General features: G+C 71.6%; 13 protein-coding genes and 1 pseudogene. 2 read left to right on the plus strand and 12 right to left on the minus strand.

The features are described from left to right. The 12 genes and pseudogenes from B4M60_RS12675 to ftsY all read right to left on the minus strand — a co-directional run. Positions 1-155: pseudogene (locus B4M60_RS12675) on the minus strand (ribonuclease HII); the annotation flags it as partial. Then, positions 152-937 carry a signal peptidase I gene (lepB, locus tag B4M60_RS12680; RefSeq protein WP_414646800.1) on the minus strand — a complete coding sequence of 262 codons (786 nt, stop codon included), beginning with the start codon at positions 935-937 and terminating at the stop codon, positions 152-154. The pseudogene B4M60_RS12675 and the gene lepB, both read right to left, overlap by 4 nt. A gap of 62 nt (positions 938-999) precedes the next feature. After that, a complete protein-coding gene (rplS, locus tag B4M60_RS12685) occupies positions 1,000-1,341 on the minus strand; it encodes a 50S ribosomal protein L19 (RefSeq protein WP_291084547.1) in 342 nt (113 codons plus the stop codon). A gap of 131 nt (positions 1,342-1,472) precedes the next feature. Beyond that, positions 1,473-2,267: a tRNA (guanosine(37)-N1)-methyltransferase TrmD gene (gene trmD / locus B4M60_RS12690; protein ID WP_291084583.1), complete on the minus strand. Its 795-nt coding sequence runs from the start codon at positions 2,265-2,267 to the stop codon at positions 1,473-1,475. 32 nt (positions 2,268-2,299) lie between these two features. Beyond that, complete coding sequence (rimM, locus tag B4M60_RS12695) at positions 2,300-2,833, minus strand: ribosome maturation factor RimM (RefSeq protein WP_291084551.1); 534 nt, start codon at positions 2,831-2,833, stop codon at positions 2,300-2,302. A gap of 36 nt (positions 2,834-2,869) precedes the next feature. Continuing rightward, positions 2,870-3,112: an RNA-binding protein gene (locus B4M60_RS12700; RefSeq protein WP_291084553.1), complete on the minus strand. Its 243-nt coding sequence runs from the start codon at positions 3,110-3,112 to the stop codon at positions 2,870-2,872. A 5-nt stretch (positions 3,113-3,117) separates the two neighbouring features. Next, complete coding sequence (gene rpsP / locus B4M60_RS12705) at positions 3,118-3,615, minus strand: 30S ribosomal protein S16 (RefSeq protein ID WP_291084556.1); 498 nt, start codon at positions 3,613-3,615, stop codon at positions 3,118-3,120. A 209-nt stretch (positions 3,616-3,824) separates the two neighbouring features. Beyond that, positions 3,825-5,375 carry a signal recognition particle protein gene (gene ffh, locus B4M60_RS12710; protein WP_291084559.1) on the minus strand — a complete coding sequence of 517 codons (1,551 nt, stop codon included), beginning with the start codon at positions 5,373-5,375 and terminating at the stop codon, positions 3,825-3,827. 63 nt (positions 5,376-5,438) lie between these two features. Then, positions 5,439-7,814 carry a [protein-PII] uridylyltransferase gene (locus B4M60_RS12715; RefSeq protein WP_291084562.1) on the minus strand — a complete coding sequence of 792 codons (2,376 nt, stop codon included), beginning with the start codon at positions 7,812-7,814 and terminating at the stop codon, positions 5,439-5,441. A gap of 179 nt (positions 7,815-7,993) precedes the next feature. Next, positions 7,994-8,332: a P-II family nitrogen regulator gene (locus tag B4M60_RS12720; RefSeq protein ID WP_291084565.1), complete on the minus strand. Its 339-nt coding sequence runs from the start codon at positions 8,330-8,332 to the stop codon at positions 7,994-7,996. 28 nt (positions 8,333-8,360) lie between these two features. After that, a complete protein-coding gene (locus tag B4M60_RS12725) occupies positions 8,361-9,656 on the minus strand; it encodes an ammonium transporter (protein WP_291084586.1) in 1,296 nt (431 codons plus the stop codon). Between the two features lie 213 nt (positions 9,657-9,869). After that, positions 9,870-11,204 (minus strand): signal recognition particle-docking protein FtsY, encoded by a 1,335-nt coding sequence (gene ftsY, locus B4M60_RS12730; protein WP_414646801.1) that lies wholly within the window; start codon positions 11,202-11,204, stop codon positions 9,870-9,872. A gap of 97 nt (positions 11,205-11,301) precedes the next feature. Here ftsY and B4M60_RS12735 point away from each other — a divergent pair, with 97 nt between their 5' ends. Both B4M60_RS12735 and B4M60_RS12740 read left to right on the plus strand, forming a co-directional pair. Continuing rightward, positions 11,302-12,024 (plus strand): succinate dehydrogenase cytochrome b subunit, encoded by a 723-nt coding sequence (locus B4M60_RS12735; protein ID WP_291084568.1) that lies wholly within the window; start codon positions 11,302-11,304, stop codon positions 12,022-12,024. Further along, positions 12,021-12,934, plus strand: a 914-nt coding sequence (locus tag B4M60_RS12740) for an FAD-binding protein (protein WP_414646802.1), incomplete at its 3' end; no start/stop codon positions are given. The genes B4M60_RS12735 and B4M60_RS12740, both read left to right, overlap by 4 nt.

A 12,934-nucleotide genomic window follows, 5' to 3' on the forward strand; every position in this document is an offset into this window, starting at 1 on the left:
CACGCCGCCACGACGAGCGGACCCGCGCAGGAACCGCGACCGGCCTCGTCGACGCCGGCGACCGGGCCCAGACCCCGACGGCCGAGCGCCGCCTCGAGGGCCAGGCGACCCTCGCGCCGGGTCACGCGGACCCGCCCCGGACGGACCCGGTTCACCCCGCGTGGATGTCCGGGGAGGAGACCGTTCCGATCCGACCGAACGGCAGGATGATCGCCTGGACCTTCCCGATGATGTTCTCCCCAGGGATCGTGCCCTGGAACTCGTCCCCCATGTGGAACCGGGAGTCGGCCGAGTTGCCCCGGTTGTCCCCCATCACCCAGTAGTTCCCCTCGGGAACGGTCACGGGCCCGAACGCGCAGTCGAGGGGGTTGCGGCCGGTCGAGGGGTCGGCGTTGAGGTAGGGCTCGACGAGGGGTTCACCGTCCACCAGCAGGTCCCCCTCCGGGGAACACCCGCCGACCGTCTGCCCACCCACCGCGATGACCCGCTTGACCAGGTCGTTCTGGTCGGGCGGGACGATGCCGATCACCCCGCCGATGTCCTGCAGCGTGCGCACGACCGGGTTGTCCGACCGGATCGACTGGTAGCCCTGGTTCCAGGAGTCCGGACCCTCGAACACCACCACGTCCCCGGGTTGCGGATCTCCGAACCGGTACGTGATCTTGTCCACGAAGATGCGGTCACCCGTACACCCGGCGCAACCGTGCAGCGTCGGCTCCATCGATTCCGACGGGATCTGGTAGACGCGACCGACGAAGGTCTGGAACACGAACACCAGCACCAGGGCGATCACGATCAGCATCGGTATCTCGATGTACCAGGGCTGACCCTTGCCCCCGCCGTCCCCCGTGCCGCCGCGCACGCCGCGAGCCGGGGCCCCGTCGTGATGGGGCCCCGGCTCGGTGGGGTTCTGTCCAGGTGTTTCGGTGCTGCTCACCCGGACGAGCGTAGTCGATCCGTCACCGCGCGCGGCGGCCGAGTCGGACCGGCTCTAGACGCTCAGCGCTTCTCCTTGATCTTCGCGGCCTTGCCACGGAGATTGCGGAGGTAGTAGAGCTTCGCGCGGCGGACGTCGCCGCGCACCAGGACGTCGATGTGGTCGATGGTCGGCGAGTGCACCGGGAAGGTGCGCTCGACACCGACGCCGAACGAGACCTTGCGGACGGTGAAGGTCTCGCGGACGCCGCCGCCCTGACGACGGATCACGACGCCCTTGAAGACCTGGATGCGCTCCTTGGAGCCCTCGATGACCTTGACGTGGACGTCGAGCGTGTCACCGGCCCGGAACGCCGGGATGTCGTCGCGGAGCGACTTGTTGTCGATGAAGTCGAGAGTGTTCATGATGTTCCTCGGATGTCAGGAATTGAGGACAGAGGACCCTGGCGCCCACCGCGAGGCGGGTCGACCGGTTCGTGCCCCGGATCGGCGCGACCGTCCGCGGGCACAGACGTGCGCCCGAATGGTCAACCTCGCTAGTGTGCCACTCCCGGTGCGCCCGACCCAAATCCCTCGCCGGGCTCCCATCCGTGCGCCGAGAGGGTCTCGAGGTCGCGGGCGCCGAGTTCCACCCGGTCGAGGAGGTCGGGGCGTCGGTCCGCCGTGCGCAGCAGTGACTGGTCGCGCCGCCACCGGTCGATCCGCGCGTGATCGCCGCTCCGGAGCACCGCCGGGACCGGGCGATCCCGCCACACCTCGGGCCGCGTGTAGCTGGGCCCCTCGAGGAGACCGTCGGAGAACGAGTCCTCCTCGTGGCTGCGCCGGTTGCCGAGCACGCCCGGCAGGAGCCGGACCACCGCCTCCGCCATCACCAGCACGGCCACCTCGCCCCCGATGAGGACGTAGTCGCCGATGCTCACCTCCTCGACGTCCATCCGCTCGGAGGCCTCGTCCACGACCCGCTGGTCGATTCCCTCGTAGCGGCCGCAGGCAAAGACGAGGTGCCGTCGGGCGGCGTAGCGGTGGGCATCCGCCTGGGTGAACGGCCTGCCGGCGGGGGTCGGGACGATCAGCAGCGGGCGCTCGCCCGAGCCGTCCGCCGACTCCGGGACCAGGGCGTCGAGGGCCTCACCCCAGACGGTGGGGCGCATGACCATGCCGGGGCCACCACCGAACGGGGTGTCGTCGACGGCCCGGTGCACGTCGTGGGTCCAGTCACGGAGGTCGTGGACACCCACGTCCAGGATTCCCCGGTCGATGGCGCGGCCGAGAAGCGCCAGGCGGAGCGGGGCCAGGTAGTCGGGAAAGACGGTGACGACGTCGAGACGCATCCGGGGACCGGAATCCGCGACCGACGGATCGGTCACGCCGACCCCAGGCCGAGCAGCCCCTCCGGCGGGTCGATGACGCAGATTCCCGCCCCGAGGTCCACCTCGGGAACGATCGCGGCGACGAACGGCACCAGCGCGTCGCCGCCGTCCGAGAGCCGGACGGCGAGGAGTTCACCCGCCGGCGTGTGGACGACCTCGGTGACCTCACCGACCTCCACCCCGCCGGTGTCGACGACCCGGAGCCCCACCAACTGGTGGTCGTGGAACTCGTCGGGATCGCCGGTCTCCGGCAGCGCCTCCGAGTCGATGAGCAGAAGCATCCCGCGGAGCGCGTCCGCCGAGTCCCGGTCCGTCACCCCGGCCAGGCGCACGAGAAGCCGCCCGGAGTGATCACGGGCGGCCTCGATGACGACCTCGCGGTCGGAGACGCTGCTCCCCTTGCCGGTCCGGCCGACGAGCCGGGAGCCTGCCGCGAACCGGTCGTGGGGGGAGTCGGTGCGCACGTCGACCACGAGCTCACCGCGGACCCCGTGCGACTTGACGACGCGTCCCACGACGAGCTCCATGGCGATCCTCCAGGTACGAGTGCGATCCGAACGGGTCTAGCGGTCGGTGTCGACCACGTCGACCCGGACGTCGGGTCCGCCGACGGCGGAGACGATCGTCCTGATCGCGGAGGCGGTGCGTCCGCCGCGACCGATGACGCGACCGAGGTCGTCGGGCGCCACGGCCACGCGGATCACGGTGCCGCGCCGCCCACCACTCGACGTCACGGATACCGCGTCGGGATCCGACACGATGCCGCGCACGAGGTGGTCGACGGCGTCGACGACCATGTCAGTCATCTGTTTCAGGCCTCGGTGGTCTCGGCGTCGGCCGGCGCGGCCTCGGCGGAGTCGGCCTCGGCGGCCTTCTTGGCCGCATCCTCGGCCTGCTTGGCCTCGTCGGCCTTCTTGGCCTTCTCGGCCTTGCGCTTGGCGGTGATGGCCTCGGCGGACGGCTCGCCCTGGGCCTCTTCGAGGGCCTTGTTGAACAGGTCCAGCTTGTTCGGCTTGGGCTCGGCGACCCTCAGGGTGCCCTCGGTGCCCTCGAGGCCCTTGAACTTCTGCCAGTCGCCCGTCACCTTGAGCAGCTGCTCGACGGCCTCGGTCGGCTGGGCGCCCACCCCGAGCCAGTACTGCGCACGCTCGGAGTTGATCTGGATGAAGCTCGGCTCCTCCTTCGGGCGGTAGAGGCCGATGGTCTCGATGGAACGCCCGTCACGACGGGTGCGGGCGTCGGCCACGACGACGCGGTACTGCGGGTTGCGGATCTTGCCGAGGCGGGTGAGCTTGATCTTGACGGCCATGAGGCGTCTCGCTTTCTGTTGCGGGTCACGTGGCGATTCAGCGGCTCCCGCACGTGTAGCGGGGCCCGGTTTCGCCTTCCGGGTGACCGCCGTTCGGCGCGGGGCCCGACACGCGCCTGGCGCAGCGGGTCCTACCGGTGACGGCGTCCAGCGGATCAGTCTAAACGCCCCGCCACCCCTGGTACCAATCGGCTCGCCGGGACCGGAGGTCAGCGCTTGGGGAACTTCAGGTCGTTGAGGTCGATGCCTTCCAACCCGGGCGGGAGCCGGTCGAGCCCGGGCGGCATCTGCGACAGATCCGGCATGCCCGGGGGCATTCCCGGCATGCCACCGGGCAGCATCGCCCGGTTCTTGGACTGCGTGGGGCCCCGCCCCTTGCCCTTGCCCTTCTTCCCCTTGCGCTGGTTCTTGCGCCCGGCCCCGGGCATGCCCATCTGGCCGGCCATCCGGCTCATCATCTTGCGCGCCTCGAAGAACCGGTCCACCAGCTGGTTCACCTCGGTCACGGTGACGCCGGACCCCTTGGCGATCCGCTGGCGTCGAGAACCGTTGATGATCTTGGGATCGGCACGCTCCGCGGGCGTCATGCCCCGGATGATCGCCTGGATGCGGTCCAGGTATTTCTCGTCGATGTCGCCGACGGCCGCCTTCATCTCCTTGCCTCCGGGCAGCATGCCCAGCAGGTTCCCGATGGGCCCCATCTTGCGGATCATGAGCATCTGCTCGAGGAAGTCCTCGAGGGACAGCTCGCCCGACCCGATCTTCGCGGCGGTCTTCTCGGCCTCCTTCGCGTCGAAGACCGTCTCCGCCTGCTCGATGAGCGAGAGGACGTCGCCCATGCCGAGGATCCGGCTGGCCATGCGGTCGGGGTGGAAGACGTCGAAGTCCTCGAGCTTCTCGCCGTCGGAGGCGAACATGATCGGCGTCCCGGTCAGCTCGCGGACGCTCAGCGCGGCTCCGCCGCGCGCGTCACCGTCGAGCTTGGTCAGCACGACACCGGTGAAGCCGACGCCCTCGCGGAAGGCCTCCGCCGTGACGACCGCGTCCTGACCGACCATCGCGTCCAGGACGAAGAAGGTCTCGTTCGGCCGCACGGCGTCGCGGATGCCCCGGGCCTGGGCCATGAGCTCGTCGTCGATGCCCAACCGGCCGGCGGTGTCGACGATCACCACGTCGTGCATCTTGGCGCGCGCGTGCGCGAGTCCGCGCTGGGCCACGGAGACCGGCTCCTGCACGCCGACGACCTCCCCGTCCCCGCCGACCGACGTCCCGGGGTGGGGGGCGAACACCTGGACGCCGGCGCGCTCGCCGACGATCCGGAGCTGGTCGACGGCACCCGGTCGCTGGAGATCACACGCCACCAGGAGGGGGGTGTGACCCTGGCCCCGGAGCCAGTACGCGAGCTTGCCCGCGAGGGTCGTCTTGCCCGCGCCCTGGAGGCCCGCGAGCATGATGACCGTCGGGGGCTGCTTCGCGAACTCGATGCGCCGAGCCTGGCCGCCGAGGATGGCCGTGAGCTCCGCGTCGACGATCTTGACGACCTGCTGGGCGGGGTTCAGGGCCTCGGAGACCTCCGAACTCTTGGCCCGCTCCTTGACCCGCGCGATGAAGGTCCGGACGACGGGAAGCGCGACATCCGCCTCGAGCAGCGCCAGTCGGATCTCCCGGGCCGTCGCGTCGATGTCGGCATCGCTGAGCCGACCCTTTCCGCGCAGGTCCTTGAGCGCACCTGTCAGGCGATCGGACAAGGAATCGAACACGGTGACAGCTCCCTGGGTCGCGGGCCGGGAACGCGAGATCCCGGCGTCGTCGTCGACGACTCCTCACAGGGTATCGGCACGACCTCCGATGGGCGCCGCGGGATCGCGCTGCGGCAGCAGGGCCTCCACCTCGGAGGCCGTGCTGAGGACCGCTCCCGGACCGGACAACGCGAACACGTCCTCGACCGCGGCCCCGCGGGTGCGCACCAGCACCCAGTCGATCCTCGCGCCCGTGCCCAGGATCGCCGCGACGACGGTCGCGAAGAGCCCCGGCCTGTCCTCGGCTCGCACCTCGAGCAGGATCCCGTCCGCATCCGCCCGGCGGTCGACCAGCACCGACGACCTGGCCAGCGGGGGGCCGACGGGATGGGAGGCGCTGCGTTCGAGCGCGGCCCGGAGTGGTCCCGGCAACCCCGAGTCGACCGCCCGCCGCAGGTCCTGTCGGAGGATCCTGGGGTCCACCGGATCGCCGTAGCGCGTGGAGACGGTCATCCTCGCCCGCATCCCCCCGGGGGGACGGAGGTCGATGTCCGCGTCGACGATCTCGAGCCGGTGCGCGGCGAGGACCTCCGCCGTGACGGCGAGCGACCTCCCCCCTCCCGGCACGACGAGGGTCACCACGTGAGTCGTCCCGGTGTCCGCGGGACGCAGGTCCACCACCACATCGGGGGGCCCGTGCGGACGGGTGGCGTCGACGGTCGGCGCCTCCGCCGGCCGACGCCGGCCGCCGATCCGCGCCCGGCACGCGTCGACCAGGGCCGCGTGCGCCCTGGCTCGTCCCTGCGTCCACACGGTCGGCCCGGTGGCCAGGGAGTCGGCCTCGGTGAGCGCGGCCAGGACGTCGAGCGCGATCGCGTCCCCGTCGAGGGCTGCCACCACGGCGTCCGCCGTCGCGGGGTCCGACGGATCGAGTCGGGTCGCGGTGGCCGGCAGCAACAGATGGTGCCTCACGATGCGCACCAGGGAGTCCACGTCGCTCGCGCCGAGTCCCATCCGCCGCGCGATCGGGGCCACGAGTTCGGCTCCGACCTCGCTGTGGTCGCCCTCCCGGCTCTTGCCCAGGTCGTGCAGCAGCGCTGCCAGGAGCAGCAGGTCCGCCCGCGCCACCGACGTGGTGAGCCGGGAGGCCTCCACCGCGGTCTGGACGAGGTGCCGGTCCACCGTGTAGACGTGGGCCCGGTCCCTCGGGGGCAGGTCACGGACCTCCGACCACTCGGGCAGGATGCGCTCCCACAGCCCCGTCCGGTCGAGGGCCTCGAGCACCGGCACCTGGGCCTCGCCCGACCCCAGGAGGACGAGGAGATCGGACAGCGCCTCCGCCGGCCAGCGCCCCTGCGGGGTCGGGGACCGCTCCACCAGCACCCCGAGCGTCGAGCCCGCCACCGGCAGGCCGAAGCGTGCGGCGGCCGCCGCCACCCGCAACGGCAGCCAGGGGTCCTCGGCGATCCGCGCGTTCCTCGCCAGTGCCACCTCCCCGGAGTGCTCCACCACGCCGTCGTCCAGGGGGCGGCGGATCGGCGACCTGCGCAGCAGGCCCGTCAGGCCCCGGGAGGACAGGCTCGCGCAGGAGGCACGGATGGCCTGGTCGGCCGTGAACGCGATGGTGCGGGAGGCGTCGCTGAGGGCGCGTGCGAGGTCGAACCGGTCCCCCAGTCCCAGGGCCCGAGCCACCTCGTCGCCGTACTCCGCGTGGAGGACCTCTCGACCCCGACCGCTCACCCGGTGGAGCTCGGTCCGTGCGTCCAGCACGAGGCGGTGCGCGGACGCCATGGCACCGGGGACGACCGGTCGCCCGTCGCTGAGGTGCGCCATCGACAGCGCGGAGACGAGCTGCGCGTCCCGGAGGCCGCCGACGCCGTTCTTGAGATCGGGCTCCGTCCGGTGGGCGATGACCCCCGACCGGTGACGGCGCGCGACCGCCGCGGTGACGAGGTCGTCGAATCGTGCGGCGATCTGGTCCCGCCACTGACGTCGGGCCCCGTCGACGACGAGCGCCCCGAGATCCGCGTCCCCGGCGATCACCCGGGCGTCCAGCAGGCTCATCGCCACGGAGACGTCCGCCGACGCCACCGCCAGGCACTGGTCCACGGTGCGCACGCTGTGGTCCAGACCCACACCCGAGTCCCACAGCGGGTACCACAGCGCGTCGGCAAGTTCGCGGACGTCACGGTCCGGTCGCCGTTCGTGGACCAGGACCAGGTCGAGATCGGAGTACGGCAGCATCTCGCGACGGCCGAGTCCCCCGAACGCCACCAGCGCGAATCCCGACCCCGGGCTCACCCCGACCTCCTCCGCGAGGCGCCCCAGTTCGATCTCGTAGAGCTCGCACAGCGCCTCCCGCAGGGCCGCCGCCGGCAGCTGCGTCCGCGTGGCGGAGAGGATGTGGTCGCGCCCGTCCCGCAACGCGCAGGAGCGGCGGTCGTCTGCTGTCGCGGTCATGACCTCCCCTTGTCCGGCCCCTGACTCGGCGCCCTGGTCGTCGGTGTGCCCTCAGCCTGCCCGGGCTGTGTCACCTCCACGGTGCCACCGTGTTTCGTCTCTGTGAACGGGCCCGCGCATGCGACTGCGCGGCCGCCCCCCGGTGTCCGGGGATCGACCGCGCAGTGGCGTCCGGTGGCTCAGATCGCCGCCTCGCCCTCCTCGCCCGTGCGCACTCGGACGATGCTCTCGACCGGGGTCACCCACACCTTGCCGTCGCCGATCTTCCCCGTGCGGGCGGCGTCGACGACCAGCTGGACCACGGTGTCCACGGTGTCGTCGTCGACCACCACCTCCACCCGGATCTTGGGAACGAAGTCCACGGCGTACTCCGCACCGCGGTAGACCTCGGTGTGGCCCTTCTGGCGGCCGTAGCCCTGGACCTCGCTGATGGTCAGTCCGTGGATACCCGCCTGTTCGAGGGCTGCCTTGACGTCGTCGAGCGTGAACGGCTTGACGATCGCTGTGACGAGCTTCATGTCTGGAGTTCCTTTCAGGGGTGTCGGCTCAGCGGATGAGCGCGTTGGTGGAGGCCTCGTACGCGGATTCCGCGTGCTGGGCCGCGTCGATCCCGACCTGCTCGTCGGTCTTGCTGATCCGCCAGCCCAGCGGGCGGCAGATCGCCCACGCGACGGCCGTCATGATGGCGGTGAACACCAGGGCCACCACCGCGATGACGATCTGGACCACCAGCAGTCGCCATCCGTCGGCCGAGTAGAACAGGCCCGCATCGGTCCCGAAGGTGCCGGTGGCGAGCAAGCCGATGGCGATGGTCCCCCACAGCCCGGAGACCAGGTGGACGCCCACCACGTCGAGCGAGTCGTCGTAGCCGAAGCGGTGCTTGAGCCCCACGGCCAGTGCCGACAGGACACCCGCCACGGCTCCCAGGACCAGGGCGCCGAGGGGATGGACCGACCCGGCGGCCGGGGTGATGGCGACCAGACCCGCGACGATGCCGGAGGCCGCGCCGAGGCTGGTGCCGTGGCCGTCACGGATCCGCTCCGTCAGGAGCCATCCGAGCATCGCCGCGGCGGCGGCGGCCGTCGTGTTGACCCAGGCCAGGCCCGCCGAGCCGTTCGCCCCGAAGGCCGAGCCCGCGTTGAACCCGAACCAGCCGAACCACAGCAGGGCCGCGCCCAGCATGACCAGCGGCAGGTTGTGCGGGCGGTAGGCGGTCCGGCCGAAGTCGAGGCGCTTGCCCACGAGCAGGACCAGGACCAGCGCGGCCATGCCGGCGTTGATGTGGACCACGGTGCCGCCGGCGAAGTCGACGGGGGCGACGGCTGCGACCAACCCGCCCTCACCGTCGTCGACGGTCCCGAAGATCTTCGCGGACAGCCCGTTCTCCGAGGCGGACAGCAGCCCGCCGCCCCACACCATGTGGGCGAGCGGGAAGAACGCCAGGGTCACCCAGACGCCCGAGAACGCCAACCAGGTCCCGAACCGCACGCGCTCGGCGATCGCACCCGAGATCAGCGCGACGGTGATGATCGCGAACGTCACCTGGAAGGCCACGTCGACGACCTGCGGGTACGCGCCCAACCCGGAGGTCACCCAGTTGTCGGCGTCCCCGATCACGCCGGACAGGCCGAACAGCTCGAAGGGGTTCGCGAACAGTCCGAGGACCGACTCGCTCCCGTAGGACATCGACCATCCCCACAGCAGGTAGACGACGCCGATGACACCCATGGCGCCGAACGACATCATCATCATGTTGAGGACGGACTTCTGGCGGGACATGCCGCCGTAGAATAACGCCAGCGCGGGCGTCATGAGCAGGACCAGCGACGCAGCCATGAGCATCCAGGCCGTGTCTCCCGCATTGATATCCGTGGTCGCCTCCTGGGCGAGCAACGTGACACTGTCACCTATCACGGTGAGGTCCTCCTCGTCGTCCGTGGTGAGCGACTCTCACTCACCCTCGGGACAAGAGATTTCCGTTCCGCTGTTGCCTCCGAGGTGCGGCGGTGTTTCGGGGAGGTAACGCGGCGCTGTCACAGGTTCCGGTCGTGTGTCCTAGACCCCGAGCAGCGCGTCGACGAACGCCTCCGGGGTGAACGGCGCCAGGTCGTCCGCCCCCTCCCCCAGTCCGACGAGCTTGACCGGCACTCCGAGTTCGTGTTGGACCTGGAAGACGATGCCGCCCTTGGCGGTGCCGTCGAGTTTGGTGAGCACCACGCCGGTGATGTCGACGACCTCCTTGAACACGCGGGCCTGCATGAGTCCGTTCTGTCCGGTGGTCGCGTCGATCACCAGCAGCACCTCGTCGACGGGGGTCTTCTTCTCCACGACCCGCTTGACCTTGCCCAGCTCGTCCATCAGCCCGGTCTTGGTGTGCAGTCGGCCGGCGGTGTCCACCAGCACCGCGTCGACTCCGGTGGCGACGCCCCGGGCCACCGCGTCGAACGCCACCGAAGCGGGGTCCGCGCCCTCCTTGCCGCGGACCACCTCCGCGCCCACCCGTTCGCCCCAGGTCTGCAGCTGGTCCGCGGCCGCGGCGCGGAAGGTGTCCGCGGCGCCCAGGAGGATCCGGCGCCCGTCGGCCACCAGGACGCGGGCGAGCTTGCCGGTGGTGGTGGTCTTGCCCGTCCCGTTGACGCCGACGACGAGGAGGACCGCCGGCGTCCCGTCGCTCGGCAGCGCGCGCAGCGAGCGATCGTATTCCGGGTGGAGGTTGTCCACGAGGACCTGCCGGAGCAGGTCCCGCACCTCGGCCTCGGTGCGGACCTGGCGGGTGGCGATGTCCTCCCGCAACCGGTCGACCACGCGCTGGGTGACGGTGGAGCCGAGGTCCGCCATGATCAGCGTGTCCTCGATCTCCTCCCACGCCTCCTCGTCCAGGTCGCCGGCCCCGAGCAGTCCGAGCAGGCCCTGGCCCACGGTGCTCTGGGAGCGCGCGAGCCGTCCGCGCAGGCGATCGAGGCGACCGGCCGACGGGTCGATCCGCTCGGCGGGCTTGACCGGGGCGGGCGGGGCGACCACCGTGTCCTCGCCGGGTCCCGGCGCCGGCTCGGGTTCGGGAGCGGTGACGGGCTCGGGAACGGCGACCGGTTCGGGAACGGCGACGGGTTCGGGAAGCGCGACCGGCGGGGTCGGGGGTTCCGTCGGCGCCACCCGCGGGAGGGGCTCCTTCGGGGGTGCCGCCGTCGCGGTCCCGCCCCCCTCGGTGAAGGAGAATCCCGTGCCGGCCTGGTAGTCACCCGACCGCTCCTCGCGGGTGAGTTCCCTGCGCTCCGCCGGCTTGCTCAGGGAGATCCGCCGTTTCCTGCGCAGCTGCAGCCCCAGGACCAGCGCGAGGAGGGCCAGCAGGAGGACGGCGACGACGGCGACGATGATCCAGGTGGTGTTCACGGTGCCCAGTATGGCCGACGACCGCCGGGGAGATCCCGGTCCCGTGGGCCGGGGACACACCTAGACTGGCGCCCGTTACCTGAGGAGGTGTCCGCGCGTGGCCGAGGTCGCCGCCCCGCCCGTCCCCGCCGAACCGCGGATCCGGCGTGCCCCGCTGCTCCCCACCTGGATCGCCAAGGCCGTCATGGCGGTGACGGGGCTGGTCTTCACCTCCTTCGTCGTGGTGCACATGGTCGGCAACCTCAAGGTGTTCAGCGGCGCCGCGTATTTCGACGGGTACGCGGCCTGGCTGCGCACCCTGCTCGAGCCGCTCGTCCCGCCCGAGGGCGTCCTGTGGGCCCTCCGGGTGGTGCTGGTGGTGAGCCTGGTGGCGCACGTCTGGTGCTCGGTGCTGCTCGTGCGCCGGTCGCGGGCCTCCGCCGGACCGCACCGGCGCCGCACCGGCCTCACCGCCAGCTCGTTCGGCGCCAGGTCGATGCTGCTCACCGGGGTGGTGATGCTGCTCTTCGTGGTCTTCCACGTGCTCGACATGACCACCGGGACGGCACCCGTCGCGACGGACTCCTACGAGTCCGGCTCGGCGTACGCCAACCTCGTGGCGAGCTTCTCGCGGCCATGGGTGGCCGCGTTCTACGGCGTGACCATGCTGCTGCTCGCCGTGCACATCGCGCACGGCGTCCGCACCGCGGCGGGCGATCTCGGCGTGACCGGCATCAAGGGCCGCGCGGTCGCGGCCGTGGTGGGCGGGGTCGCCGCGGTGGCCGTCCTGGTGGGCAACGCCACCATCCCGCTGGCCGTGCAGGCCGGGTGGCTCTCGTGACGTTCACGCCGCCGCCGGTCACCGTCCCCGGCGCCCGCGCCGGGGACGTGCTCTCCCCCGGGACGCCCGACGGCGACCCCGCCACGGCGTGGGCCCGCCGGCGCGACGCCTACCCCCTCGTCTCACCCGGCAACCGGCGGCGATTCCGTGTGGTGGTGGTGGGGACCGGTCTGGCCGGTGCGGGCGCGGCCGCCGCGCTCGGCGAGCTCGGGTACCAGGTCACGGCGTTCACCTACCACGACGCCCCCCGTCGCGCCCACTCCGTGGCGGCGCAGGGCGGGATCAACGCGGCGCGCGCCCGCCGGGTCGACGGGGACTCCCTGGCCCGCTTCGTCTCCGACACCGTCAAGGGCGGGGACTTCCGCGGGCGCGAGGCCGAGGCGTTCCGCCTGGGCGAGGAGTCCGTCCGGGTGATCGACCACTTCTCCGCCATCGGCACCCCCTTCGCGCGCGAGTACGGCGGCGTCCTGGCCACCCGGTCGTTCGGCGGCGTCCAGGTCTCCCGCACCTACTACTCCCGGGGTCAGACCGGGCAACAGCTCCAGATCGCCGGCTCCCAGGCCCTGCAGCGACAGATCCGGGCGGGCACCGTGCGTCTGCACACCCGCCACGAGATGCTCGACCTGGTCGTCGACGACTCCGGGTGCCACGGGGTGGTGGTCAGGGACCTCGTCTCCGGCCACATCCGCGCCGAGACAGCGCACGCCGTGGTGCTGGCCACGGGCGGGTACGGCACGGTGTTCCACGACTCCACCCTCGCGATGAACTCCAACGCGTCGGCGGTGTGGCGCGCCCACCAGCGGGGCGCCCTGTTCGCCTCGCCCTCGTTCGTCCAGTTCCATCCCACCGCCCTGCCCAAGGACAACCACTGGCAGGCCAAGACGATCCTCATGAGCGAGTCGCTGCGCAA

Origin of the sequence: Dietzia sp. UBA5065 (assembly GCA_002415925.1) — a bacterium.
Taxonomy (GTDB): Bacteria; Actinomycetota; Actinomycetes; order Mycobacteriales; family Mycobacteriaceae; genus Dietzia.

Excerpts from the sequence above, each read along its gene's own strand:
- rplS (WP_291084547.1), bottom strand. The coding sequence starts at position 1,341 with ATGAACACTCTCGACTTCATCGACAACAAGTCGCTCCGCGACGACATC.
- trmD (WP_291084583.1), bottom strand. The coding sequence starts at position 2,267 with ATGCGTCTCGACGTCGTCACCGTCTTTCCCGACTACCTGGCCCCGCTC.
- rimM (WP_291084551.1), bottom strand. The coding sequence starts at position 2,833 with ATGGAGCTCGTCGTGGGACGCGTCGTCAAGTCGCACGGGGTCCGCGGT.
- B4M60_RS12700 (WP_291084553.1), bottom strand. The coding sequence starts at position 3,112 with ATGACTGACATGGTCGTCGACGCCGTCGACCACCTCGTGCGCGGCATC.
- rpsP (WP_291084556.1), bottom strand. The coding sequence starts at position 3,615 with ATGGCCGTCAAGATCAAGCTCACCCGCCTCGGCAAGATCCGCAACCCG.
- B4M60_RS12715 (WP_291084562.1), bottom strand. The coding sequence starts at position 7,814 with ATGACCGCGACAGCAGACGACCGCCGCTCCTGCGCGTTGCGGGACGGG.
- B4M60_RS12720 (WP_291084565.1), bottom strand. The coding sequence starts at position 8,332 with ATGAAGCTCGTCACAGCGATCGTCAAGCCGTTCACGCTCGACGACGTC.
- B4M60_RS12725 (WP_291084586.1), bottom strand. The coding sequence starts at position 9,656 with ATGCTCATGGCTGCGTCGCTGGTCCTGCTCATGACGCCCGCGCTGGCG.